The following is a 25,346-nucleotide window of genomic DNA, read 5'->3' as shown; positions in this document are numbered from 1 at the left end:
AGAAAAAAGCCAGTCCTATAGACTAGCTTTCTTTTCATTCTAATTGAATCTTAGCTCAATGCGTCATCCATTGAAAGAACTTCGTGGAAGACACGTTGTGTCAATTCAGTTTTTTGTTCTGGAGTGAGGTATTTAGTGTTTACACAGTATCCAGAGATACGTACGATAACGTCTTCACCTGACATAATCTTTTCGTAAACATCGTTCAAGTCCATAACGTTCAAGTTAACGTGTTGTCCACCGTTTTCGAAGTAACCATCAAGGATTGTTACCAAGTTATCAACTTGCTCGTCACGAGTCTTACCAAGAGCACGTGGAGAAACTTGAGTTGTCAATGAGATACCGTCAGCTGCGTAACCAAAGTCAAGGCTAGCAAGTGAGTTCAAGTTTTGCAACCATCCACCTTTAGCTTTGTTAGATGGGTTCGCACCTGGTGAGAAGAATTCAAGTTTAGACAAGTTCACAGAACCATCTTCGTTGAGGTATACACCTTTGTGGACTGGTGAGTTACCAGTTTGTTTAGAGTAAGCAACGTTAGATGTGATTGTCAAAAGTGATACAGTAGCTTCTGCGTCTTTGTATAGTTTGTGGCTACGTAGACGAGTTGTATAAGCTTCGATCAACCATTCTGCCAATTCGTTTGAACGTGGGTCATCTTCACCCCAACGTGGGTATTCACCGATTGTTTCGTAATCGTAGATGTATCCATTTTCGTCACGGATTGGTTTAACGGTAGCGTATTTGATAGCTGACAATGTATCAACTGTGTTTGCAAATCCACAGATACCGAATCCCATGTTAGCACGTTGTTTAGTTGGCAAGAAGGCCATTTGAACAGCTTCGTAGTTGTACTTGTCAGTCATGTAGTGGATGATGTTCAAAGCATCTACATAAGTGTCAGTCAACCAGTCAAGAGATTTTTCAAAGTTCGCTTTAACTGATTCGAATTCAAGAACTTCGTCACGGATAGGATCGATGTCAAATACTTTGTAGTCTTTGTGAACATCGTCGTAACCACCGTTCAAACCAGTAAGAAGGGCTTTCAAAACGTTTACACGAGCACCGAAGTACTGGATGTTGTGGCGTTGATCTTCGTTTTCTGGGTCAAGTGGTGACACACAGCATGAGATACAGCTCATTTCTCCGTATCCGTCTTTAGCCATTGTTGTTACACCTTCATATTGGATAGAAGAGTGTTTGTGGCTCATGTGCATACAGTAGCGACGGAAGTTGTATGGCAATTTGTCAGTCCAAAGAACTGTCAAGTTTGGCTCTGGAGAGTTACCGATGTTGTCAAGAGTGTTCAAGAAACGGTAGTCCATCTTAGTAACACGGTGACGACCATCGTTACCCATACCAGCCATAGAAGTTGTGATGAAGGTTGGGTCACCTGAGTACAATTGGTCATAAGCTTTTGTACGAGCAAATTTAACTGTACGAAGTTTCATAACGAAATCATCAACGAACTCTTGGATTTCTGATTCAGTAAATGTACCACGAGCAAGGTCACGTTCTGCAAAGATATCCAATACGATTGGCACACGTCCTAGAGATGTAGCAGCACCGTTAATAACACGGCAGACAGCCATGAAGGCGATGTTAACCCATTGGATGGCTTCTTTCGTGTTCATCGCTGGTTTGCGGACATCAACTCCGTAAAGGTCACCCAAGCGAACAACTTGTTGCAATGCTTGGTATTGAAGGTTTACTTCTTCACGAAGACGGATTGTTTCTTCATCGATTTCTTTAATCGCATTCCAGTCGTTTACTTTTTCTTGCATCAAGTAGTCAGCACCGTAAAGAGCAAGACGTGCGTAAACACCGATGATACGTCCACGTGAGTAGGCATCTGGAAGACCAGTTACAGTGTGAGCGTGACGAGCGCGACGGATATTTGAAGTATAGGCACGGAAGATACCGTCGTTAACTGTTGTTACGTATTTAGTGAAGATTTCGTGAACAGCTGGATCTGGTTCGTATCCATTTTCTTTCAAAGTAGTTTCAGCCATACGGATACCACCTTTTGGCATGAAGTTCAATTTGAAGAGTTCATCGTTTTGGATACCAAAAATCACTTCGTTTTCTTTGTCGATAAATCCAGCAGGAATATCAGCAATAGATGTTGGACGAGTGTCCATTGGGAAACGAGTTTCTTCGTAGTGTGCTTTTGTTTCTTCTACGATTTTTTTGATGTGAAGTGAACGTTCTGTTGGTCCAGCAAGGAAACTTTCATCTCCATCGTAAGGTGTGTAGTTAGCTTGAACGAAGCGAGAAATACTTGCTTTTTCTTTCCAATCTACGCCTTTGAAGCCTTCCCAAGCTTTATCAAAAATATCTTGTGCTTCAACAACTGTCTTAACAACCATGTTAATGTCCTCTTTTTTCTAGTAACAGTCATCTGTTACATTCTTGAGACAAGTATACCATACAGTAACCGATTTCAACAAGAGAAAATCGGCATTTTAGACGCTTTCTTTTATAATACAGTCTCTTTTTCGTTCTTATCTGTATTATATTTTTGAAAGTCAGGTTGAACTTTCCCGTTTTTTCAGAAAAAAGGGTATAATAAATATAAAATGACACTAGAAAGGGATTGAAATGCTCATATTTCCATTGATAAATGATTTGTCCAGAAAAATCATCCATATCGACATGGATGCCTTTTTTGCTGCGGTGGAAATAAGAGATAATCCCAAGTTAAAGGGCAAACCTGTCATTATCGGAAGCGACCCTAGACAAACAGGTGGTCGAGGTGTCGTTTCTACCTGTAGCTATGAGGCGCGGGCTTTTGGTGTTCATTCAGCCATGAGCTCTAAAGAAGCTTATGAGCGCTGTCCCCAAGCTGTCTTTATCTCAGGAAATTATGAAAAGTATAAGACTGTAGGACTTGAGATTCGAGCTATTTTTAAACGCTACACTGATTTGATTGAACCTATGAGTATTGACGAAGCCTACTTAGATGTGACGGAAAATAAACTCGGTATCAAGTCTGCAGTCAAAATAGCCCGCCTCATCCAACAAGATATCTGGCAGGAGCTACACCTGACTGCTTCTGCAGGTGTTTCCTATAACAAATTCTTAGCTAAAATGGCTAGTGACTATCAAAAACCACATGGTTTGACAGTGATTCTCCCAGATCAAGCCCAAGACTTCCTCAAACAAATGGACATTGCTAAATTTCATGGCGTGGGCAAAAAAACAGTTGAACGCCTTCATGAAATGGGCATTTATACTGGTGCAGACTTATTGGATGTCTCAGAAGTCACTTTAATCGATCGGTTCGGCAGACTCGGTTATGAGCTTTATCGAAAGGCAAGGGGCATTCATAACTCACCGGTCAAGTCCGATCGCATTCGTAAGTCCATTGGCAAGGAAAAAACCTACGGAAAGATCCTACAAGTAGAAGAAGACATTAAAAAAGAGCTGACTCTTCTCTCCGAAAAGGTAGCTCACAATCTCAGCAAGCAGGACAAAGCTGGAAAAATCATTATCCTAAAAATACGATATGCTGACTTCTCCACTCTGACTAGACGAAAAAGCCTCCCACAAGCTACACAGGACGCTAGTCAGATTTCTCAAACCGCCCTTCAACTCTACGAAGAGCTAGCTGAAAAAGAAAAAGGTATCCGTTTACTAGGAATTACGGTGACAGGATTTTAAAAAGCTTGAAGGAAACTTCCCTCAAGCTTTTTTCTTATACAAACAAACGCACAAAACTATAGAGCAACAAGACACTACCGAGTACGATACGGTATTTACCAAAGAGTGTAAAGTCGTGTTTTTTCACATAACTGGTCAAGAAACGAATAGCAACCATGCTGACCGCAAAGGCAACACCCATGGCAACCAAGAGCAAGAACAGTTGTCCAAAACTCAAGAGTTGACCTGCTTTAATAAATTTGAAAATCTTTAAAGCGCTGGCTCCGAACATAACAGGAATTCCGAGATAGAAGGTGAACTCTGTTACGACTGAGCGGCTTGTTCCATTTAACAAACCACCAACGATCGTCGCACCTGAACGGCTCGTTCCTGGAAAGAGGGCGAGGACTTGGAAGAGCCCAATGTAAAGGGCTGTTTTATAGGGCAACTTGTCTAGCTCTGTCACTGTTGGTTCAATGGCTTGCGCCTTATTTCGTTTTTCAAGGTAGATAAAGGCAACACCATAGATAATCAACATGATTGCAACTGAAACCATGTTATGGAAGTTGGCATCAAACCAATCATCTAATTTAAAAACCAATAGCAAAGGCAAGGTCGCAACGAAGACTTTTGACCACAATTGCCAAGTTCTACGAACTTCTACCTTAGTTTTACCAGGTTTGAAAGGGTTAAGCTTGTTAAAGTAAATGACCATAACTGCTAAAATGGCACCAAGCTGAATGACAACATTAAACATGGACATGAAGGCTTCATTCTGGTCCTTGTATTGTACAAATTCTTCAACCAAGATCAAGTGGCCAGTACTTGAAATGGGCAACCATTCCGTAATTCCTTCAACAATCCCAAAAAAGATTGACTTCAAAATTTCAATAAAATACATACATTACTCCTTTTTCTGTCCTCTATTATAACATAATTTCAGATGTTGCGATAGATTTTTTAGAAGGCGCCGATGCTACCACCGCCTCCGCCTCCTGAGAATCCTCCACCTGAAGAACCACTTCCAGAAGATACAGAGTAATTGCTAGCTGTATTTGCGACAGCAGTATATTGCTTGATTTGTGCAGTTGAGGTGTAGAACTGTGAGTGCCAACCATAGGCTACATAAAGATTCAAATCTGGATTTTCAAGCTGAATATGGCGGACTTTCATTAACTTGCTCACCTTCTTGGCATAACCAAAGAGAGTCGCATAGACCAGTAGACGATTCCAAAGGACGATGCTCTCTAGCTCGGCCTGATCCAGATGAGCGATGTCGCGAAGCATATTTTCAAAACTCGTCCAGAGATAGAAGATTTCTGCTCCTTCCTCTGTTAGAACTCCATCACGATAGGCCCCTCGCGTGGCAAGATAAACCCAGAAACTAGTCCCTAATCCTGTCAATCCTAAAAGTAGAAACGGGATCGAAAAGAAGCCATGTGTTTGCCAACTATAATAAAAGAAAAGCAATCCACCTAGAGCTGTTATGGCTGAACAGACCCGCATCCCGAGAGCAAGGCGACGTTCCTCACTTGTCAAAGGACGATAGTAGCTTGGGATACGAAGTACATGGACCTTATCCTTGACACAAGACTGAATGCGTTGAAGTCTTCCTTCAAAGGAGCGTTTGAGACGCGAGCCTGTTTCTCGGATATGTTTTTCATCTGACTCTTTGGCACCACGGTAAAGGGAAGATGAAACTTGGTAATCAGGGAAGAGCTCTGAAATAGCCAATTCTTTCTTATTTGACAAGGTCATGCGTAGACATTCTTTCTCAAAATTGGACAAACCCTTTTCACTGATAATGCGCACATAAGGTTCCTCATCCCCTTGGAAAATAGATAAATGACCTCGATCTACTAAATCCAACAAGGTTGCCTGAATCAGACGTTCAAAAGTAAATTTACCAAACCCTGATTTGTTTAGGGGATTGACTTCCTCTAAGGAAGTTGAATACACTGCTTCTGCTAAAACCATTGGAGGCAAATCCATCGGTGGTTCGTAGAGTCGATGATCTTTTGGAAAGACCTTTTTAATGCTTGTACTCTGACGAAACATCCTATAGAAAATAGGAACTAGAAGTAAGAGACTCATAAAAATGACGGGAAATACCCATTTCATCAAAATCTCACTTTGCGCTTTTTCTGTTGCTATATTGCTTTCAATCCGGTTAAAATCCGTTAAACGTTCTTCCTCTAATCCTTGATCTGGAGCTCCTGCAAAAGCACTTCTCGGCCAGTATGCGTGTAATTCGATCTGTCGCTTTCTAGGAAGGTCTTTCATTTTGACATGATAGAGATTATTTGCTTTTTCAACACTAGAGTCCCTTAGGAGTTGGCCTGCATGAAAATAGAGTTTCTCTGCTGGAGTATCAGAGCTGACCTTGAACTCAATCTCTTTGATGTCTCCAGTACTATCGGTCAAGGGTTGCCAATTTAGCTCTGCGATATCCTTATATAAGAAGAGAAGGTTTGTTAGTTTCCAGGTAACCGTTACACGAACAGTATCTCCAGCATATCCAGCATTGTAAATTTTTACCTTGTAGCCGTCCTCTTCCTCCATGGTATAGAAGGAAGCATTTTGAACAATTCTTCCATTTTTAGAAACCTGAACGGTCGGATCGGGATCAATATCAAATCCTTCTGGCATTTTCCCAGCTTTCCCGAGTCCAACTAACTGACCATTATAATCATCTCCAAAGCGGTAGGTAATTGTTTCCTTAAAAATTGCAGTATTATCTGCATGAATATTCAAATCACCCTGATAGGATAAGATATCAAAGTCTACTGCAAAAACCAGGTTCGGTATAAATAATAAATAAGTAAATACCAAAGCCAACAGCCATCTTTTTTTCATAATCGGTTCCCTTTCAATCTTTTTACCATTATATCATTTTTTATAAGTAAAGGCTTACTTGTATTGAAAATCTCGCTATTTTTAGATACAATAGAGGGAGTCATTTTTAGACTAGAAATAGGAGAAAACATGAAAAAATTATGCTTATCTATCCTTGCTAGCTTAGCCCTTACCTTAGGACTAGTTAGCCAAGTCCAAGCCGACGAATATTTACGCATCGGGATGGAGGCAGCTTACGCTCCCTTCAACTGGACTCAAGACGACGATAGTAACGGCGCCGTCAAAATCGACGGTACCAACCAATATGCCAACGGCTACGATGTTCAAATCGCTAAAAAGATTGCCAAAGACCTTGGCAAGGAACCCTTGGTCGTGAAAACCAAATGGGAAGGACTTGTTCCAGCCCTTACTTCTGGCAAAATCGATATGATCATTGCCGGTATGAGCCCAACCGCTGAACGCAAACAAGAAATTGCTTTTTCAAGCAGTTACTATACTAGCGAACCGGTTCTATTGGTAAAAAAGGACTCTGCCTATGCGAATGCCAAATCTTTGGAAGACTTTAGTGGAGCAAAAATCACGTCTCAACAAGGTGTTTATCTTTATGACCTGATTTCCCAAATTCCAGGTGCCAAAAAAGAAACAGCTATGGGTGACTTCGCCCAAATGCGTCAAGCTCTGGAGGCTGGTGTTATTGATGCCTATGTTTCTGAACGACCTGAAGCAATGACCGCTGAGTCTGCTAACGCTAAGTTCAAAATGATCCAACCTCAACCAGGTTTCAAAACTGGCGAGGAAGATACAGCTATTGCCATTGGACTTCGTAAAGATGACAGCCGCATCAGCCAAATCAATGCTAGCATCGAAACCATCTCTAAGGATGAACAAGTAGCCCTCATGGATCGTATGATCAAAGAGCAACCTGTGGAGTCTACAACAACAGAGGAAGAAAGTAGTTTCTTTAGCCAAGTCGCTAAGATCCTTTCTGAAAACTGGCAACAACTCTTGCGTGGTGCTGGTATCACACTCTTAATCTCCATTATCGGAACCATCACAGGTCTCCTTATCGGACTTGCGATTGGGGTCTTCCGTACCGCTCCACTATCTGAGAACAAGGCAATGTACGCCCTACAGAAACTAGTCGGTTGGATTCTCAATGTCTATATCGAGATCTTCCGTGGTACACCGATGATTGTTCAATCTATGGTTATCTACTATGGAACTGCCCAAGCTTTCGGTATCAACCTTGACCGCACACTAGCTGCTATTTTCATCGTCTCAATCAATACGGGAGCCTACATGACAGAGATCGTTCGTGGTGGTATTCTAGCAGTTGACAAAGGACAGTTTGAAGCTGCAACTGCTCTTGGTATGACCCACAATCAAACCATGCGTAAGATTGTCCTACCTCAGGTTGTCCGCAATATTCTACCTGCTACTGGTAATGAGTTTGTCATCAATATCAAAGATACCTCTGTATTGAACGTTATTTCAGTTGTTGAGCTTTATTTCTCAGGAAATACTGTAGCAACACAAACCTATCAATACTTCCAGACCTTTACCATCATCGCCGTGATTTACTTTGTCCTCACCTTTACTGTGACCCGTATCCTACGCTTCATCGAACGTCGTATGGACATGGATACTTACACTACAGGTGCTAACCAAATGCAAACGGAGGATTTGAAAAAATGACACAACCAATCCTTGAAATCAAACACCTCAAAAAATCCTATGGGCAAAACGAAGTGCTAAAAGACATTTCTCTCACCGTCCATAAAGGAGAGGTTATTTCCATCATCGGAAGCTCTGGAAGTGGAAAATCAACCTTCCTTCGTTCAATTAATTTACTCGAAACACCTACAGAGGGAGAGATTCTCTATCGAGGAGAAAATGTCTTAGAAAAAGGCTATAACCTCACCCATTATCGTGAAAAACTCGGTATGGTTTTCCAATCTTTCAATCTCTTTGAAAATCTGAATGTCCTTGAAAATACAATCGTCGCTCAGACGACTGTCCTTAAACGTGATCACTCTGAAGCTGAAAAAATTGCCAAAGAGAATCTCGAAAAAGTTGGCATGGGAGAACGATACTGGCAAGCCAAACCGAAGCAACTCTCAGGAGGTCAAAAACAACGCGTGGCTATCGCCCGCGCACTCTCCATGAATCCTGATGCCATTCTCTTCGACGAACCAACATCTGCCCTTGACCCTGAAATGGTCGGAGAAGTCCTCAAAATTATGCAGGATTTGGCTCAAGAAGGCTTGACCATGATCGTCGTAACCCACGAAATGGAGTTCGCTCGCGATGTCTCTCACCGTGTCATCTTTATGGATAAGGGTGTCATTGCTGAAGAAGGCAAACCAGAAGACCTCTTTACAAATCCTAAAGAAGAACGAACAAAAGAATTTCTTCAACGTTATCTCAGCTAATAAACAAAGACTGCATAAAGAATGCAGTCTTTTTAGTTTGTAATTGTAAAGAAAAGGCAGACTCGATTCAGGAATCTGCCTGTGACCACAGTTTAATCTTCAAATTTTTCATGATTTTTTCATAGAAATCGATTAAACCAAGAGCTGTTTCAAATGAAATATTTTTAACTTTTGCGCGTCCTTGTGCTAGAGCAATGATAGACATTTCACGCGCATTCGTTTCTTTAGAGATACGGTAGCCTGTGATTTTCTTATCACGAACCCAGCCAACAACTGCTTCTACTTTTTCAAAGTTCGACTTAGCCATGTTCTTCTCCTAAATTATTCTTTACAATACTTAATTGTATACGTTTTTATTTCGTTTGTCAATAAAAAAACATATATTCGTCGTAACTATATTATTCTGCATATTTTTATTTGGCTTTCAAAGCCGATAATATATGTGTTCTTATGTCTTCAACTCCATTAGGATTTGCTGGTAGGAAGATTGTATTATTACCCTCTTTATCTGCAAAATTATTCAACGTATCTAAATACTGGTTCGTTAATAGGATAGACATGATTTGTTCTTCAGTTAGCTCAACATTGGCTCCCTTTAACTCTTGGATAGAATCAGCTAGTCCGTCAACAATTGCTTTACGCTGCTCTGCAATCCCTACACCATGTAGGCGATCTTTTTCTGCTTCAGCTTCTGCTGCGGTCACGATTTTAATCTTATCTGCTTCAGCAAGCTCTTGCGCCGCAACTCTCTTACGTTGAGCCGCGTTAATTTCATTCATTGATTGTTTTACTTCAGCATCAGGTTCAACCTTAGTAATCAGCGTTTTGACAATGATATACCCATATGTAGACATTTCTTCAGCCACTTGTTTTTGAACTTCTAATGCAATTTCATCTTTCTTCTCAAATAACTCATCTAAAGTTAACTTAGGTACAGATGAACGCAAAGCATCTTCGATATAGGATTTAATCTGAGCTTCTGGACGCATCAATTTATAATAAGCATCTGTGACATTGTTTTCATTTACTCGATACTGAGTTGCCACATTCATCGTTACAAATACATTATCTTGCGTCTTTGTCTCTACAACAATCTCACTTTGCAACAAGCGTAGTTGAACTCTTGCCGCAATCCTATCAATTCCAAAAGGAGCTCGTAAATGAATACCACTATTGCTCAATTTTTGGTATTTACCAAAGCGTTCTATGATAGCGACAGATTGTTGTCGAACCACATACACAGAACTAACCATAATCACTGATGCAATCACCACTAAAAACAATAAAACAAGTAAAATTTGTAAAACCATGGGAATCTCCCCCTTTCGTCACCCTCATTATAGCACCATCATTACCATTACGCAAATAATATGATAATAATTTTATTTTAGCTTAAACTAGCATATTGTACAACGTTTCGTTCCCATTCAAATTAATATAAGATGGGTCAAACTTTTCCATCCGATGAATCAATCCAGCATAATCATGCTTATTGGCAAGGGCTACCCCAATCAAGACAGGGCCTGTCCCCTTGCTTGCTCGTTTGATATATTCAAAACGAGTGATGTCATCATTTGGCCCCAAAATGTCATTTACAAACTCTCGTAGAGCTCCTGGACGTTGTGGGAAATTCACTACAAAGTAATGCTTGATTCCATCGTAAATCAAGGCACGTTCTTCCATCTCTGGCATGCGGTTGATATCGTTATTCCCCCCAGAAATGATACAACAAATCGTCTTGCCTTTGATATAGTCTGATAAAACTTCCAAGGCTGCAACGCTGGCAGCTCCGGCTGGTTCTGCTACAATACCTTGCTTAGAATAAAGATCAATCAAGGTTTCAGAAATCAATCCCTCGTCCACCCCAATCAGCGTTTCAACATTCTTTCGGGTTGCTTCATAGGTTAATTGCCCAACCTTCTGTACGGCTATCCCATCAGCAAACTTATCAATTTCTTTGAGCTTAACTGGTCCCCCAGCTTCAAAGGCTGCTTTCATAGAGCGAGCACCATTAGCTTCTACTCCGATCACTTCAATAGTCGGGTTGGTTTCCTTAATATATGTAGAAACACCGGCAATCAATCCGCCACCACCTACTGGTACAAGTACTGTATCAAAATCAATAGACTCTTTACGGGCTTCTTCAAGAATTTCATAGGCTACAGTCCCTTGACCAGCCTGAACATGCGCATCATCAAAAGGATCGATGAAGGTGCGGTTTTCTGTTAATGTAAATTCTTGTGCTGCCTTAGCAGAAGCATCAAAGGTATCCCCAACCAACTTGATCGTCACAAACTCTCCACCGAAAAAGCGAACCTGCCCAATCTTTTGTTGCGGTGTTGTGATGGGCATAAAGATCGTTGCAGGAATCTTCATCTCATTACAAGTATAGGCGACACCTTGGGCATGATTTCCCGCAGAGGCACAGACTACACCACGCTCACGTTCTTCTTTTGATAGCTGAGAAATGGCATAATAGGCTCCACGAATTTTAAAAGAGCGAACTCGTTGCGCATTCTCCTTTTTGAGATAAATCTTTGCTTGGTATTTTTCTGATAAATAATGATCATATTCTAGTGGTGTATCAACTACTACACCACTCAAAACTTTGTGGGCTTTCACCACATCTTTTGCACTTAGCATTGTCTCCTCCTCAAATACTGTTCAAGATAAAAAACGAGTTAGGTACCCCCAACTCGCCTTCTGTCTCTCTTTACAAGAATTAATTGTAGATTTTGAATGCGTCGTCGTCGTTTTTACCAACGAAAGGCATTGCTTTACGCAATTCTGCACCAACTTTTTCAATTTCAAGGTTAGCTGCTTGTTCACGGTAAGCAGTTAATTTTGGACGACCAGCCTTGTAGTCATTTACAAAGTCATTTGCAAATTTACCATTTTGGATATCTGCCAAAACAGCTTTCATGTTTTCTTTAACTTGCTCAGTAATCACACGTGGACCTGATACATAGTCACCGTATTCAGCAGTGTTTGAAATAGATTGACGCATTTTCTTGAATCCACCTTCATAGATCAAGTCAACGATCAATTTCATTTCGTGAAGAACTTCAAAGTAAGCCAATTCTGGGGCATAGCCTGCTTCTGTCAAGACTTCAAAACCTGCTTCGATAAGGGCAGTCAAACCACCACAAAGTACGGCTTGTTCACCAAACAAATCTTCTTCAGTTTCTTCTTTGTAAGTTGTTTCAAGCAAACCAACACGAGCTGCCCCAACACCTTTACACCAGTCCATCGCAATGTTTTTCGCATTTCCAGTTGCATCTTGGTAAACTGCGTAAAGAGCTGGTACACCAAATCCTTCTTCGTAAGTACGACGTACCAAGTGTCCTGGTCCTTTAGGAGCACACATGAAGACATCGACATCTGCAGGAACTTTGATAAATTCAAAGTGGATATTGAAACCATGAGCAAATCCAACTGCATTTCCAGCTTCCAAGTTTGGAGCGATTTCTGCTTCGTACAATTCTTGTTGGATTTCGTCTGGTGCCAAGATCATGATAACGTCAGCCAATTTAGTTGCTTCTGCTACTGTGTAAGTGTCAAAACCATCTTCTTTTGCTTTGTCAAAAGATTTACCTGGACGCACACCGATGATGACATCACGACCTGAGTCACGCAAGTTTTGCGCATGCGCATGTCCTTGTGAACCATAACCGATTACGGCGATTTTTTTACCGTCAAGCGCTGCTACTTTAACATCTTTTTCGTATTCCATTTGAACTGCCATAGTTTTTCTCTCTTTTCTATTTTTATTGCCTTATAGGCTGGTTTAACAAATTTATGCTGGATTTTATACTAAGAGTATTAGTCGCGGGTAAATCCAGTTGCACCCGTACGAGCGATATTTTTAATGCCGTATGGTCGAATCACTCGCAATAAAGCTTCACTCTTTTCAGCATTTCCCGTCATCTGGATGGTGATTGAGCTTGGAGCCACATCTACTACCGTTGCACGGAAAGGTTGGATAATGGCCAAGATTTCTGCACGCTTCTCAGCAGGAGCAGATACCTTCACCAAGATAACTTCTCTTTCCAAGTGTGGTTTATCTGTGATATCTCGAATGCGAATCACATCAATCTGACGATTGAGCTGTTTAATGATTTGCTCTACTTCATCATGAGATGCTACATCAATAATGATGGTGATGCGAGATACATTGGGGTTCTCTGTCGCACCAACTGAGATACTCTCAATATTGACTTGACGACGAGAAAGGACACCTGTAAAACGATTCAAAACTCCTGAACGGTTTTGCAATCTAGCTGTTAACATTCTACGCATGGAACTTCACCCCCAACATCTCATGATTGCTCTTACCAGCTGGTACCATCGGTAAGACCTGTTCCTTACGAGAAATATCCACCTCGATAAACATCGGCACATCCTCCAGAATGACTTCTAGATCCTTCTCTATCGTCTCTGGATTATCAAATTTATAGTTTTTGATGCCGTAGGCCTGTGCCATCAACTGGAAGTCAGGAAGGGTATCAAAGACTGACTCGGAAGTTCTACCCTCATAGAAGGATTCCTGCCACTGACGAACCATTCCTAGTGAATGGTTATTCAACATGACAACCTTAATCGGCACCTTGTAGATGTTTAGGATAGCTAGTTCTTGGTTGGTCATTTGGAAGCCACCATCACCAACAAAAAGGATGACCTCTTTTTCTGGATTGGCAATCTTGGCTCCGATAGCTGCAGGAACTCCGAAGCCCATGGTACCCAAACCACCTGAAGTGACTAACTGACGCTCATTTTGGTAAGGATAATACTGAGCTGTCCACATTTGGTGCTGCCCTACGTCAGTTACGACAATGGCATCACCATGCGTCAACTCACCGATGCGTTCAATAACGGCCTGAGGTTGAACCACACGTTCTTTCTTATCATAAGAACGAACTCGATTCTTGTCCTTGGTGACTTTTTCAATCCACTTTTCAGTATTGTTATGAACAGTTGGTTCTGCCAGTAGCATCTGCAAGGCTTTCTTAGCATCCCCCACTACAGGAATATCTGCACTGATAATCTTACCAATCTCAGCTGGGTCAATGTCGATATGAGCAACCTTAGCATTCTTCGCGAAGGTCTTAGGGTTCCCAGTCAAGCGGTCATCGAAACGGCAACCAATACTAATCATAAAGTCCGCTTCCGTCATTGCAATGTTGGCTGCGAAAGAACCGTGCATGCCTCCCATCCCTAGGAAGAGCGGATGACTCGTTGCAATGGTTCCTTGCCCCAAAAGACTAGTGACTACTGGAATTTGGTAACGTTCAGCAAATTCATTGAGCTCCTTAGAAGCTTCTGCATAGCTGATACCGCCCCCTGCTAACAAAACAGGTTTCTTGGCTTTTGACAATTGCTTCAAGATTTTCTTGATTTGCATGTCATTTGGATCAAGTGTCGGTTGGTAACTTGGTAAATTCACCTCCGGCGAATAGATGAAATCTGTCTCTAGGGCTGATACATCCTTGGGCAAGTCAATCACAACTGGACCTGGACGACCTGTCGTTGCGATATGGACAGCTTCCGTAATGATACGAGGAATATCTGCTGTCTCACGAACTTGGTAATTGTACTTGGTAATGGGCATGGTAATACCTACGATATCCGCCTCCTGAAAGGCATCCTTCCCAATCCCAGCTCGCGCAACCTGACCTGTAAAGACCAAAAGGGGAACGCTATCGCTCATGGCATCTGCAATCCCTGTAATGGCATTTGTTGCTCCCGGCCCACTCGTGACGACGGCAACGCCCAACTTTCCAGTTGATTTGGCATATCCTTCAGCTTCGTGCAAACAACCTTGCTCATGGCGTCCCAAGATGTGGCGAATACCTTTAAAATTGTATATCGCATCATACAAAGGTAAGACCGCACCACCAGGATAACCAAAAATGGTATCAATCCCTAAGTCCCGAAGTGTTTCCAAAACTAGGTCCGACCCCGTCTTAGGAGATTCTAAACTGATTTTCTCCATTGTTCCCCTTTCTCTTCTCTTAAAAAAATAGCTTGTTACTATCATACCATTTTTTCAAAAATTTTCAAGGCAAAAGAGTCAATTTTCTGAATTTTCTATCTAAAAGTGTATTTATGAATCATTTCCTTATTTTTATTAAGTTATCTACGGAATTAGGAACCTTTATTTATTTTAATTTATCAAATTAGAATATTTTCTTTCTTGGTAGAATTAGTATTTTTCTCACTTAACGACCAAATTTGTATACTATATTCAGCAAAAATGAATAGTTAAAGACAAAAAAAGGAAGCCACTAAGTGACTTCCTTCTAGAGTGAGGACTGATTAGTCTTCACCTTTGTTTTTCTTAATGATTTCTTCTTGTACTGACTTAGGTACATCTTCGTAGTGGTCAAATACCATCATGAAGGTACCACGTCCTTGAGATGCAGAACGAAGAACTGTTGCGTAACCGAACATTTCAGCAAGTGGAACGTAAGCACGAACGATTTGGCTGTTACCGTGTGCTTCCATACCATCTACACGTCCACGACGAGCAGTTACGTGACCCATAACATCACCAAGGTTTTCTTCTGGAACAGTGATGGTTACAAGCATCATTGGCTCAAGGATAGCTGGTTGTGCTGATTTAGCAGCTTCTTTAAGGGCAAGTGAAGCCGCGATCTTGAAGGCTGTTTCAGATGAGTCGACATCGTGGTATGAACCGTCGTAAAGCTTAGCTTTAACGTCAACCATTGGGTAACCTGCAAGAACACCGTTAGCCATAGATTCTACCAAACCTTTTTCAACCGCTGGGATAAATTCACGAGGAACCACACCACCGACGATTGCGTTTTCGAATTCGAATCCTTTACCTTCTTCGTTTGGACTAAACTCAATCCATACATCACCAAATTGACCTTTACCACCAGACTGACGTTTGAAGAATCCACGAGCTTGAGTAGAAGCGCGGAATGTTTCACGGTAAGATACTTGAGGAGCACCTACGTTCGCTTCCACTTTGAACTCACGACGCATACGGTCAACAAGGACGTCAAGGTGAAGTTCACCCATACCTGAGATAACTGTTTCACCAGTTTCAACGTTTGTTTCAACGCGGAATGTTGGATCTTCTTCAGCCAATTTTTGAAGTGCGATACCCATCTTATCTTGGTCAGCTTTAGATTTTGGCTCAACCATCAACTGGATAACTGGTTCTGGAACGTGGATTGACTCAAGGATGATTTTAGCTTTTTCATCTGTCAATGAATCACCAGTAGTTGTATCCTTCAAACCAATAGCAGCTGCAATATCACCAGCATAAACGGTTTCGATTTCTTGACGACTATTGGCATGCAATTGCACAAGACGTCCGATACGTTCACGTTTACCTTTAGAAGTGTTCATTACGTAAGAACCTGATTGAAGAACACCTGAGTATACACGGAAGAATGTCAAACGACCTACAAATGGGTCTGTTGCAATCTTGAAGGCAAGAGCTGCGAATGGCTCTTCGTCAGATGCTGGACGAGTTTCTTCTTCGTCTGTATCTGGGTTGATACCTTTGATTGCTGGGATGTCAAGTGGGCTTGGAAGGTAGTCGATAACCGCATCAAGCATCAATTGAACACCCTTGTTCTTGAAGGCAGAACCACACAATACTGGGAAGAATTCAACGTTGATAGTTGCTTTACGGATAGCAACTTTCAATTCTTCGTTAGTGATTTCTTCACCTTCAAGGTATTTCATCATCAAGTCTTCATCAGTTTCAGCAACTGCTTCCACCAATTTTTCACGGTATTCTTGAGCTTGGTCAAGGTATTCAGCTGGAATATCTTCTTCAAGGATATCTGTACCAAGGTCGTTAGTATAGATTTCAGCTTTCATCTTGATCAAGTCGATGATACCGCGGAAGTCATCTTCAGCACCGATTGGCAATTGGATTGGGTGTGCGTTTGCTTGAAGACGGTCGTGAAGTGTGCTTACTGAGTAAAGGAAGTCAGCACCGATTTTGTCCATTTTGTTGGCAAATACGATACGTGGAACTCCGTACTCAGTTGCTTGACGCCAAACTGTTTCAGTTTGAGGCTCAACACCTGATTGTGAGTCAAGAACAGTAACCGCACCGTCCAATACACGAAGAGAACGTTGTACTTCGATTGTGAAGTCCACGTGTCCTGGTGTGTCGATGATGTTTACGCGGTGGTTGTTCCATTGAGCTGTTGTCGCAGCAGATGTGATAGTGATACCACGTTCTTGCTCTTGCTCCATCCAGTCCATTTGTGACGCACCTTCGTGAGTTTCACCGATTTTGTGGATTTTACCAGTGTAGTAAAGAATACGCTCAGTAGTTGTTGTTTTACCAGCATCGACGTGAGCCATGATACCGATATTACGAGTTTTTTCTAGTGAAAATTCGCGTGCCATGAGGTTTGTTTCTCCTATTTATTTTAATTTCTATTCTATTATAACACGATTTTAATAAAAACGGATAGGCAGGACCTACCCGTTCTCAATGTTTATCTTGTTTTTGTTGGTTTCAACTTGTATACAAGTTGAATTGAACTCGGGCTAGAAGCTCAAGTTAACTGATTTGAACCCGAGCGAGGCCCGGTGCAAAAAAGATAAACTGCTTTGTGTTCACGGAACACTGCATCAGTTTCCTATTTTTGCCTTGGGCCTTTGCCGCTCTTGGTATCATTTTATTACCAACGGAAGTGTGCGAAGGCACGGTTAGCTTCAGCCATACGGTGAGTGTCTTCACGTTTCTTAACAGCTGCACCAGTGTTGTTCGCAGCATCCAAGATTTCTTTTGCAAGACGGTCTTGCATTGTGTGTTCACCACGAAGGCGAGCGATGGTTACCAACCAACGAAGTCCAAGTGTTGTACGACGTTCTGGACGAACTTCAACTGGGACTTGGTAGTTAGATCCACCAACACGACGTGCACGTACTTCAAGTACAGGCATGATGTTTTCCATAGCTGTTTCAAATACTTCAAGTGCATCGTTACCAGTAGCTTCTTTGATTTGTTCAAAAGCACCGTAAACGATTGAAGCAGCTGTACCACGTTTACCGTCAAGCATAACGCGGTTGATAAGACGAGTAACTAGTTGTGAATTGTAAAGCGGATCTGGCAATACGTCACGTTTTGGAGCTCTATTTTTACGACTCATTTCTCTTTATCCCCTTTCCTTATGCTTTTGGACGTTTAGTACCGTATTTAGAACGGCCTTGTTTACGATCGTTAACACCTGCAGTATCAAGTGCACCACGTACGATATGGTAACGTACCCCTGGAAGGTCTTTTACACGTCCACCACGAAGAAGCACCACGCTGTGCTCTTGCAAGTTGTGTCCGATACCTGGGATGTAGGCAGTAACTTCGATAAGGTTGCTCAAACGTACACGAGCGAATTTACGAAGGGCAGAGTTAGGTTTTTTAGGTGTCATTGTTCCCACACGAGTTGCAACACCACGTTTTTGTGGTGAAGAAACGTTTGTTTGAACTTTTTTATGACTGTTGTAACCAACGTTCAAAGCTGGTGATTTAGATTTTTCTACTTTTGATTTACGCGGTTTGCGAACCAATTGGTTAATTGTAGGCATCTACATTCTCCTGTGTTTTTTTATTTTTGGTGATGATACACTTGGTGACAGCTACCATCTGTGTGTACTTTTGCAACATTTGTCAGCACGTCCCTGTACACTTTTGAGAGACCAAAAGTAAAAAGTACCGTCTATTATTGTAACACAATTTTTCCTTCATTGTCAAGATATTTTTCATTTTTATTCTGATCTTTTCACTCTTTGACACTAGCTTTCACCCCTTTTCTAAACCAGAAAAGGAGGCAATTTGCCTCCTCCTTTCTAGTATGGTTTTCCTTTGATTCAAGTTGTCATTTCGGAATTTTTTACCCTTCTTATCAAAGCCAACCAGATTCTTTTGCAATGTTGGCTGCCTCTGTTCGATTACCAGCATCTAGTTTCGAAAGAATATTGGTGACATAGTTTCGGACGGTTCCATTTGATAGATAGAGTTGGTCTGCGATTTCTTGGTTAGACAAGCCCTGAGCGATTCCCTTTAAAACAGCGATTTCTTGCTCTGTTAACGGATTGGGGTGCGTCATCACCACTTCCATCAATTCAGGCGAATATTCCTTACGTCCTTCAAGAACAGTGTGCAAGGTTTGCATGAGGTCTGCAATGCTTCTTTCTTTTAAGACATAAGCATCCACTCCAGCCTTGACCGCACGTTCAAAATAACCGGGACGCTTGAAGGTCGTCACCACAACTACCTTTGTTTCTAGCTTTTCTGCTCGTATCCACTCCAAGACTTCGAGGCCTGTCTTAACAGGCATTTCTACGTCAAGGATGGCGATATCTACATACTCCTTGTCTAGGAGCTGGATTGCTTCTTGGCCATCCTTGGCTTGTAGGACAGACTCTACATCTGGTTGAAAGGTAAGCAACTGGCACATGGCATCTCGCAACATACTTTGATCTTCTGCAACAAGTAGTTTCATCTTAGTTTCTCTCCTTGTAAGGTAGTCGAACCTGCACTTCAGTCGGATGTTTCTGACTGATCACTTTTACTTCTCCTGAAAATGGAAAGACACGGTCTCGAACAGTATGGAGTTCATCTCCTTTTAGAGAAGCAAAGCCACAGCCATCATCTCTCACTGTTAGAATGAGTTCTTTCTCAGTTCGTTCTAATTTCAAGTAAGCTTTCGATGCTTTGGCATGTTTGATGATGTTGGTCACTAACTCAAGTAAAATCATGGAGGCCGTTGATTCTAATTCCTGAGTTAGGCTAGCTGTATCTAGTTGGTGATTGATTTCCGTTTCAATTCCTGCAATTTCCAGCATTTTTTTAACAGTCGCAAATTCGGAAGCAAGGGTTCTTGTTTTAAGATTTTCGATAATTGTACGAACTTCATTCATGGATTCTTTACTGATCTGATGAATTTCTTTTAATTCTTTTTCCACTTGAGGATAGGCCTGCATTTGAAGAAGCTGGAGGGCAAGATCTGTCTTCACACTCAACATGGCAAAGGTATGGCCTAGACTGTCATGAAGATCCTGACCGATACGACTGCGTTCGTTTTCAGCCAATAAAAGATTGAGCTTGGCATTTTGTTTCATCTTTTCTTCTTTTAGCTCTTCTGCTATCCGAATTCGATAAAGACCAAAGGTCATTGCATCGGAAAAGATAAAGGTCACCAAGAAAAAGAGTAGCTGCCAGGGACTAACATGATTGACCATATAGATTCCGGTCAGAATGAACGGTTGCAAGACAACAAAACTGACAAAACGCCAAGAGTGAAAAGAAATCTCATCCAGCTCATAAATAAGGAGGTTGGATAAATAGAAGATAAACCATGTGAAACCCGAACTTAGCCAAACAGATGTATAAAAAATGTAGGCAAGCATGACCCACCAAGCCAGCCACTGCACGGTGCGATTCTGACTGATTAAAACCGAATAGAAGGCAAGTACAAATAGTAGAGCCCAGAACAAGGTTAAAAGCGGGTAATCTCCAACGATGACACCCGCTATAGGAAAGATGATAAACACTATTGAAATATGAAACATATAATGAATGTTTTTAAATTTTTCCAACATAGATTTATTTTACCTCGATCCGTTTTTTCAGTTGAATGACCAATACACCAAAGAAAACTGTATAACCTAGTACAACCAAGGCAGCAAGAATGTTAAACTCGTGATGCTCCAAATAAGTAGAGACAACCTGCATCAGTTGATAGGTTGGAGTCAGTTTGCCAATAGATTGGAGCCATTCTGGGAAGGAATCCAAGGGGAACCACAGTCCACCTAGGACAGCCAAAGCAATATAGGCAATATTTCCAACAACCGTCATCAGTTGAGCACTGGGTAACAAGCTCACCAAGACACCCATACTGATAAAGACCACACTTCCGACCAGCAAAATAGCACCAATTACCAACCAGTCAAGCCAAGGTAGCGTCACTCCGCGGACAAAATGACCAACCGAAAAGACAACTATAATTGATAACAAGAAAGTAAGCAGAGTGCTGAACAGTTTTGATACATAATATTCTACCATAGATACGGGAGAATGTTGAATCAATTTTTGCCAGTTGTTCGTCTTGTCGGATTCGAGTGTGCTAGGGATACTGAAAAAGGCACTTGACATGATACTAAAGAGCGTCATGGCAAAGAGATAGGCTTGAAGAGCAATTTCTGGAATATCTGACCCTGACATCATACCAGAAAAGATAAGGTAAAACACACTTGGAAGTCCGATGGATAGCAAGTAGTAGACTGCTTGCCGTTTCATCAGAATGATTTCCACTTTCATGAGACTTGTCATATTTTTCATCGTCAATCTCCTTTAGTCTTGAGTCGTTTCGAAGATACTGTCTAAGAGAGTTCGATTGCGAACTTCAATTTCTTCGATCATGCAGCCCTGTTCTTGCAAAACTTTCCATACCTGGCTGGCTTCTTTGGTTGTGAAGGAAAGAGCATTTTGCTTGATTTCAAGCTCTTGAATCTGGTCCAAAGTGCTGATAACTTCCTGATAAGTTAGTGGTACCGTAAAATGTTTTTCTTGTTCTTCACCACGCATAGCATAAGGCGTCGTATCGCGAATCAATTCTCCCTTGTGGAGTACCAAAATGCGGTCAGCCGTATGTTCTACCTCTTCGATATAGTGAGAAGAGTAGACAATGGTGACACCATTTTTCTTTAACTGATTGACAATTTCCCAAAAATGCTGACGTGTCGAGGTATCCATGGCAGCAGTTGGTTCGTCCAAAAATAGAATTTTCGGACGACCGATTAAAGCCAACACGAAAGAGAACAAACGTTTTTGCCCACCAGACAACTTGCCCGCAAGCTGATTTTTCTGTTTGTCCGAAAATTTTAGCAAATCATCAATTTCTTGATTTGAGAGACTGTTTGGATAGATTGATTGAAAGAAGGATAAGAGTTCTTTCACTTTCAAGTCTTGAACCACCGTATTTTCTTGAGGCAAGATAGAAATAAGCTGCTTTAAACGAGGATCTATTGGCGCAAATCCTTGAATGGCGACCTGACCTGAGCTCATGAACTTATCGCCTAAGAGACAATCAATCAAGGTTGTCTTTCCTGCTCCATTAGGCCCAATCAAGGCGACACATTCACCATCGTTGATTTCAAAAGAGATGTTCCGCAAGATCTCCTTGTCTTTTATTTTCTTACTCAATTTCTCAACTTTAATCACAGTCATGAGATTCTCCTTTCAACCACTTCATTCCCATAGGGAAAACAACGAAAATCATAAATCCAAAACCCCAAGCACCACGAATGAATTGCCGAAGCAAGGTTTGGTCAAACCAACCAGTAAACATTTCCACTAACCATACCAAGAGTGACAGGCCGATAAAGAAATAGATGATTGCTTTTTTCATTCCTCAAACTCCTTTTTCACATCTCTGAATAATTTCAAACCTTCTCTGACAAGCCAAGACATCATTCCAAAGCCAGCAAAGAGCTCCCAAGGAAAATGATAGAAACCCTCGTCCAATCCTGAAAACATGAGATAGGTCATAACTCCTGCTGCTACTAAACTCACTGCGACAATCATTTTATTTTTCATTTCTTCTTCCTCCATTTCATACTTCAATTATAGTCTTTTGAAGTTGGCGGAGCTAGATGCTTCTGTCACTAGGAAATATGACAAATGTCATAAAAAAGAACCGATTTCTCGGTTCTTAAAAATGATTAGTCTGATTCATCGTTTCGTTTCTTTTTACCTAGCAATCCAAGTGTCATGACACCTGTTAGAGCTGTCAGGATTCCTAGATTTTTCAAACCATCTTCTTGACTTCCTGTATTTGGAAGTTGATTTTTTTCTACAGAGATGTTTTGCGTCAATTGATCTGGTTTCGAATCAGGTACTGAAAGTTCTTTTTTATCAGACTGTTTCACTTGCTCTGGAAGTTCTACTACTGTTGGAGTATAGAATCCTGAAATGATATTTCCATTGCGATCTTTACGGATCACTTTCACACCTTTGGCTTGTCCTACAAAGTCTGCCTCTGGGGTAAAGATGACGGTGCCATCTGGTGAGATTACATAAGTTCCTTCACCTGGAACGACTTTTTCAGTTGTTCCATCTTCAAAGGTTGGCGGAACTGTCAGATCGACATCACCTGTAAAGTTTGGTTTACCAGTCTGAGTTTGACCTTTAAGACCTTCTGATGTCGCATCACTCACTTGTGTTTGTCCAAGGACAGTTGGTGTGTAGCGAGCAGTAACTACATTTCCATACACATCCAAACGTTTCACAACCAATCCTTTAGCTGTACCAACAAAGTCTGGTTCTGGAGTAAAGGTAATCTTACCATCTTTATCAATTGTATAGCTTCCTTCACCCGGAACAATCATAGTCGTGCTACCATCCTCAAAGGTTGGTGGAACTGTACTATCGATATGTCCTTCAAACACTGGTGTTGCCACTTGTGGTTGGCCTTTTGCTCCTGTAGAAGCCGTATCATGACCAGTAGATGGATCTACAACTGTTGGGCGATAGCTTGCAGTAACTGGAGTACCATTCTTGTCCTTACGGACAATCGTTACGCCGGTTCCTTTTCCTACAAAGTCTGCCTCTGGCGTGAAAGTGACGGTGCCGTCTGGTGAGATTGTATAAGTTCCTTCACCTGGAATCACTTTTTCAGTTGATCCATCTTCAAATGTTGCTGCCACTGTTTCATCGATTGGAACAAGCGGATTACCACCTTCAAATGTTGGCGTACCCGTTTGAACAAGCCCCTTAATGTTCACTGAAGAAGTATCTTTACCAGTTGGTGTTACCTTAGTGAACTCTAGAATGTAAGTCGCAGTAACTGGGGTACCGTTCTTATCTACGCGTTTGACTGTGATTGGATCAGGTTTCCCTACAAACTGCTTGTCTGGAGTGAAGGTCACTGTTCCGTCTAGCGAAATCGTGTAGGTTCCTTGACCCGGAATCGTCTTCTCTTTGCTTCCATCTGCGAAGGTTGGGTCAACTGTTTCATCAATTGGAACCAGTGGGTCACCACCTTGGAAGCTTGGAGTTCCTGTTTGTGGAACACCCTGAGGACCTGTGCTGGTTGCGTTAGTGCTGGTTGGAACTACTTCTTTCACCACCGCTTGGTACTTGACAGTAACAGGAGTGCCGTTAGCATCTACACGAGTCAATTCAAGCTCTGGTGTTTCACCCTTGAACTGTTTCTCTGGGGTGAAGGTCACCTTGCCATCTGCGTCTACTTCGAACTTACCAACATTTGGCACTTCTTTCACAGTTATACCATTGTCAAATAGTGGAGTTGAATCAGCTGGGAATGGAACTGAGTCATGGCCTGGGGTGAAGGTCACTTTACCTTCTTGAACCTGACCTTGCAGACCCTCTGTCTTATCACCAGTACCAGTTGGTGTTACCTTAGTGAACTCTGGACTGTATGTTGCAGTGACTGGAGTGCCATTCTTATCCACACGTTTGACTATAATTGGATCTGGGTTTCCGACAAACTGTTTGTCTGGTGTGAAAGTTACAGCTCCATCTGGTGCAATCGTGTAAGTTCCTTGACCTGGAATAGATTTCTCTTTGCTTACATCTTCGAAGGTTGGTTCAACTGTTTCATCGATTGGAACCAGTGGATCACCACCTTGGAAGGTTGGGGTACCTGTTTGTGGGACACCTTGAGGCCCTGTGCTGGTTGCGTTAGTGCTGGTTGGAACTACTTCTTTTACCACCGCTTGGTAGTTAACGGTAACAGGGGTGCCGTTGGCATCCACACGAGTCAATTCAAGCTCTGGTGTTTCACCCTTGAACTGCTTATCTGGCGTGAAGGTCACCTTGCCGTCTGCGTCCACTTCGAACTTACCAACATTTGGCACTTCCTTCACAGTTGTACCATTGTCAAATAGTGGAGTCGAATCAGCTGGGAATGGAACTAAGTCATGGCCTGGAGTGAAGGTCACTTTACCTTCTTGGACCTGACCTTGCAGACCCTCCGTCTTATCTCCCGTACCAGTTGGAGTCACCTTAGTAAACTCTGGACTGTAAGTCGCAGTAACCGGAGTGCCATTCTTATCCACACGCTTCACTGTAACTGGATCTGGACTACCTACAAACTGCTTGTCTGGAGTGAAGGTTACAGTTCCATCTGGCGAAATCGTGTAAGTTCCTTGACCTGGAATAGATTTCTCTTTGCTGCCATCTGCGAAGGTTGGATCAACTGTTTCATCAATTGGAACCAGTGGGTCGCCACCTTGGAAGGTTGGGGTGCCGGTTTGTGGAACACCCTGAGGACCTGTGCTGGTTGCGTTAGTTCCTGTTGGTGTTACCCTAGTCACTGTTGGGGTATAAGTCGCAGTAACCGGAGTGCCATTCTTATCCACACGCTTCACTGTAACTGGATCTGGACTACCTACAAACTGCTT

At 41.9% G+C, this 25,346-nt stretch carries 20 protein-coding genes and 2 pseudogenes; 3 read left to right on the top strand and 19 right to left on the bottom strand.

The window, feature by feature from the left end:
- Positions 1-50: 50 nt before the first annotated feature.
- Positions 51-2,366 (bottom strand): formate C-acetyltransferase, encoded by a 2,316-nt coding sequence (gene pflB, locus Q4443_RS05580; RefSeq protein WP_000260621.1) that lies wholly within the window; start codon positions 2,364-2,366, stop codon positions 51-53.
- Between the two features lie 232 nt (positions 2,367-2,598).
- Between pflB and dinB the strand changes: the two genes are divergently transcribed.
- Positions 2,599-3,660, top strand: a complete 1,062-nt coding sequence (dinB, locus tag Q4443_RS05575; protein ID WP_049519458.1) for a DNA polymerase IV — start codon at positions 2,599-2,601, stop codon at positions 3,658-3,660.
- A 34-nt stretch (positions 3,661-3,694) separates the two neighbouring features.
- Here the strand turns inward: dinB and Q4443_RS05570 are convergent, their stop codons facing one another.
- Entirely contained in the window at positions 3,695-4,540 is an 846-nt protein-coding gene (locus tag Q4443_RS05570) for an undecaprenyl-diphosphate phosphatase (protein ID WP_000273567.1), read from the bottom strand.
- A gap of 59 nt (positions 4,541-4,599) precedes the next feature.
- Positions 4,600-6,495 carry a DUF2207 domain-containing protein gene (locus Q4443_RS05565; RefSeq protein ID WP_049519459.1) on the bottom strand — a complete coding sequence of 632 codons (1,896 nt, stop codon included), beginning with the start codon at positions 6,493-6,495 and terminating at the stop codon, positions 4,600-4,602.
- Between the two features lie 129 nt (positions 6,496-6,624).
- On the opposite strand from Q4443_RS05565, the gene Q4443_RS05560 reads away from it, so the two are divergent.
- Positions 6,625-8,190 (top strand): ABC transporter substrate-binding protein/permease, encoded by a 1,566-nt coding sequence (locus Q4443_RS05560; RefSeq protein WP_000732044.1) that lies wholly within the window; start codon positions 6,625-6,627, stop codon positions 8,188-8,190.
- Positions 8,187-8,927, top strand: coding sequence for an amino acid ABC transporter ATP-binding protein (locus Q4443_RS05555; RefSeq protein WP_000193351.1), 741 nt, complete (start codon positions 8,187-8,189; stop codon positions 8,925-8,927). The genes Q4443_RS05560 and Q4443_RS05555 overlap by 4 nt, the downstream gene beginning before the upstream one ends.
- 92 nt (positions 8,928-9,019) lie before the next feature.
- Here Q4443_RS05555 and Q4443_RS05550 read toward each other — a convergent pair.
- The 16 genes and pseudogenes from Q4443_RS05550 to Q4443_RS05475 all read right to left on the bottom strand — a co-directional run.
- Positions 9,020-9,234 (bottom strand): annotated as a pseudogene (locus Q4443_RS05550) (hypothetical protein).
- 106 nt (positions 9,235-9,340) lie between these two features.
- Complete coding sequence (locus Q4443_RS05545) at positions 9,341-10,237, bottom strand: SPFH domain-containing protein (RefSeq protein ID WP_000244062.1); 897 nt, start codon at positions 10,235-10,237, stop codon at positions 9,341-9,343.
- A gap of 82 nt (positions 10,238-10,319) precedes the next feature.
- A complete protein-coding gene (gene ilvA / locus Q4443_RS05540; protein ID WP_000947300.1) occupies positions 10,320-11,570 on the bottom strand; it encodes a threonine ammonia-lyase IlvA in 1,251 nt (416 codons plus the stop codon).
- A 79-nt stretch (positions 11,571-11,649) separates the two neighbouring features.
- A complete protein-coding gene (gene ilvC / locus Q4443_RS05535; protein ID WP_000290683.1) occupies positions 11,650-12,672 on the bottom strand; it encodes a ketol-acid reductoisomerase in 1,023 nt (340 codons plus the stop codon).
- A 77-nt stretch (positions 12,673-12,749) separates the two neighbouring features.
- Entirely contained in the window at positions 12,750-13,226 is a 477-nt protein-coding gene (gene ilvN / locus Q4443_RS05530; RefSeq protein ID WP_001253813.1) for an acetolactate synthase small subunit, read from the bottom strand.
- A complete protein-coding gene (locus Q4443_RS05525) occupies positions 13,219-14,919 on the bottom strand; it encodes an acetolactate synthase large subunit (RefSeq protein WP_049519462.1) in 1,701 nt (566 codons plus the stop codon). The genes ilvN and Q4443_RS05525 overlap by 8 nt, the downstream gene beginning before the upstream one ends.
- Before the next feature lie 323 nt (positions 14,920-15,242).
- A complete protein-coding gene (fusA, locus tag Q4443_RS05520) occupies positions 15,243-17,324 on the bottom strand; it encodes an elongation factor G (protein WP_000090340.1) in 2,082 nt (693 codons plus the stop codon).
- Positions 17,325-17,602: 278 nt separating this feature from the next.
- Positions 17,603-18,073: a 30S ribosomal protein S7 gene (rpsG, locus tag Q4443_RS05515; protein ID WP_000087873.1), complete on the bottom strand. Its 471-nt coding sequence runs from the start codon at positions 18,071-18,073 to the stop codon at positions 17,603-17,605.
- 19 nt (positions 18,074-18,092) lie between these two features.
- A complete protein-coding gene (gene rpsL, locus Q4443_RS05510) occupies positions 18,093-18,506 on the bottom strand; it encodes a 30S ribosomal protein S12 (RefSeq protein ID WP_001142332.1) in 414 nt (137 codons plus the stop codon).
- A gap of 317 nt (positions 18,507-18,823) precedes the next feature.
- Positions 18,824-19,423 carry a response regulator transcription factor gene (locus Q4443_RS05505; RefSeq protein WP_303408101.1) on the bottom strand — a complete coding sequence of 200 codons (600 nt, stop codon included), beginning with the start codon at positions 19,421-19,423 and terminating at the stop codon, positions 18,824-18,826.
- Position 19,424: 1 nt separating this feature from the next.
- A complete protein-coding gene (locus Q4443_RS05500) occupies positions 19,425-20,522 on the bottom strand; it encodes a sensor histidine kinase (protein ID WP_303408100.1) in 1,098 nt (365 codons plus the stop codon).
- A 4-nt stretch (positions 20,523-20,526) separates the two neighbouring features.
- Positions 20,527-21,261, bottom strand: coding sequence for an ABC transporter permease (locus tag Q4443_RS05495; protein WP_084945611.1), 735 nt, complete (start codon positions 21,259-21,261; stop codon positions 20,527-20,529).
- Between the two features lie 12 nt (positions 21,262-21,273).
- Positions 21,274-22,149 carry an ABC transporter ATP-binding protein gene (locus Q4443_RS05490; RefSeq protein WP_303408099.1) on the bottom strand — a complete coding sequence of 292 codons (876 nt, stop codon included), beginning with the start codon at positions 22,147-22,149 and terminating at the stop codon, positions 21,274-21,276.
- Complete coding sequence (locus Q4443_RS05485; protein ID WP_000709165.1) at positions 22,136-22,330, bottom strand: hypothetical protein; 195 nt, start codon at positions 22,328-22,330, stop codon at positions 22,136-22,138. The genes Q4443_RS05490 and Q4443_RS05485 overlap by 14 nt, the downstream gene beginning before the upstream one ends.
- Positions 22,327-22,533 carry a hypothetical protein gene (locus Q4443_RS05480; protein WP_000390700.1) on the bottom strand — a complete coding sequence of 69 codons (207 nt, stop codon included), beginning with the start codon at positions 22,531-22,533 and terminating at the stop codon, positions 22,327-22,329. The genes Q4443_RS05485 and Q4443_RS05480 overlap by 4 nt, the downstream gene beginning before the upstream one ends.
- 110 nt (positions 22,534-22,643) lie before the next feature.
- Positions 22,644-25,346: pseudogene (locus tag Q4443_RS05475) on the bottom strand (YSIRK signal domain/LPXTG anchor domain surface protein); the annotation flags it as partial.

This window comes from Streptococcus sp. GP0011 (assembly GCF_030546305.1).
In the GTDB taxonomy this organism is placed as follows: Bacteria; Bacillota; Bacilli; order Lactobacillales; family Streptococcaceae; genus Streptococcus.
Note: the sequence above shows the minus strand (reverse complement) of the source record. Positions and strands in the feature narration are given on the sequence as shown.

Excerpts from the sequence above, each read along its gene's own strand:
- pflB (WP_000260621.1), bottom strand. The coding sequence starts at position 2,366 with ATGGTTGTTAAGACAGTTGTTGAAGCACAAGATATTTTTGATAAAGCT.
- dinB (WP_049519458.1), top strand. The coding sequence starts at position 2,599 with ATGCTCATATTTCCATTGATAAATGATTTGTCCAGAAAAATCATCCAT.
- Q4443_RS05570 (WP_000273567.1), bottom strand. The coding sequence starts at position 4,540 with ATGTATTTTATTGAAATTTTGAAGTCAATCTTTTTTGGGATTGTTGAA.
- Q4443_RS05565 (WP_049519459.1), bottom strand. The coding sequence starts at position 6,495 with ATGAAAAAAAGATGGCTGTTGGCTTTGGTATTTACTTATTTATTATTT.
- Q4443_RS05560 (WP_000732044.1), top strand. The coding sequence starts at position 6,625 with ATGAAAAAATTATGCTTATCTATCCTTGCTAGCTTAGCCCTTACCTTA.
- Q4443_RS05555 (WP_000193351.1), top strand. The coding sequence starts at position 8,187 with ATGACACAACCAATCCTTGAAATCAAACACCTCAAAAAATCCTATGGG.
- Q4443_RS05545 (WP_000244062.1), bottom strand. The coding sequence starts at position 10,237 with ATGGTTTTACAAATTTTACTTGTTTTATTGTTTTTAGTGGTGATTGCA.
- ilvA (WP_000947300.1), bottom strand. The coding sequence starts at position 11,570 with ATGCTAAGTGCAAAAGATGTGGTGAAAGCCCACAAAGTTTTGAGTGGT.
- ilvC (WP_000290683.1), bottom strand. The coding sequence starts at position 12,672 with ATGGCAGTTCAAATGGAATACGAAAAAGATGTTAAAGTAGCAGCGCTT.
- ilvN (WP_001253813.1), bottom strand. The coding sequence starts at position 13,226 with ATGCGTAGAATGTTAACAGCTAGATTGCAAAACCGTTCAGGAGTTTTG.
- Q4443_RS05525 (WP_049519462.1), bottom strand. The coding sequence starts at position 14,919 with ATGGAGAAAATCAGTTTAGAATCTCCTAAGACGGGGTCGGACCTAGTT.
- fusA (WP_000090340.1), bottom strand. The coding sequence starts at position 17,324 with ATGGCACGCGAATTTTCACTAGAAAAAACTCGTAATATCGGTATCATG.
- rpsG (WP_000087873.1), bottom strand. The coding sequence starts at position 18,073 with ATGAGTCGTAAAAATAGAGCTCCAAAACGTGACGTATTGCCAGATCCG.
- rpsL (WP_001142332.1), bottom strand. The coding sequence starts at position 18,506 with ATGCCTACAATTAACCAATTGGTTCGCAAACCGCGTAAATCAAAAGTA.
- Q4443_RS05505 (WP_303408101.1), bottom strand. The coding sequence starts at position 19,423 with ATGAAACTACTTGTTGCAGAAGATCAAAGTATGTTGCGAGATGCCATG.
- Q4443_RS05500 (WP_303408100.1), bottom strand. The coding sequence starts at position 20,522 with ATGTTGGAAAAATTTAAAAACATTCATTATATGTTTCATATTTCAATA.
- Q4443_RS05495 (WP_084945611.1), bottom strand. The coding sequence starts at position 21,261 with ATGAAAAATATGACAAGTCTCATGAAAGTGGAAATCATTCTGATGAAA.
- Q4443_RS05490 (WP_303408099.1), bottom strand. The coding sequence starts at position 22,149 with ATGACTGTGATTAAAGTTGAGAAATTGAGTAAGAAAATAAAAGACAAG.
- Q4443_RS05485 (WP_000709165.1), bottom strand. The coding sequence starts at position 22,330 with ATGAAAAAAGCAATCATCTATTTCTTTATCGGCCTGTCACTCTTGGTA.
- Q4443_RS05480 (WP_000390700.1), bottom strand. The coding sequence starts at position 22,533 with ATGGAGGAAGAAGAAATGAAAAATAAAATGATTGTCGCAGTGAGTTTA.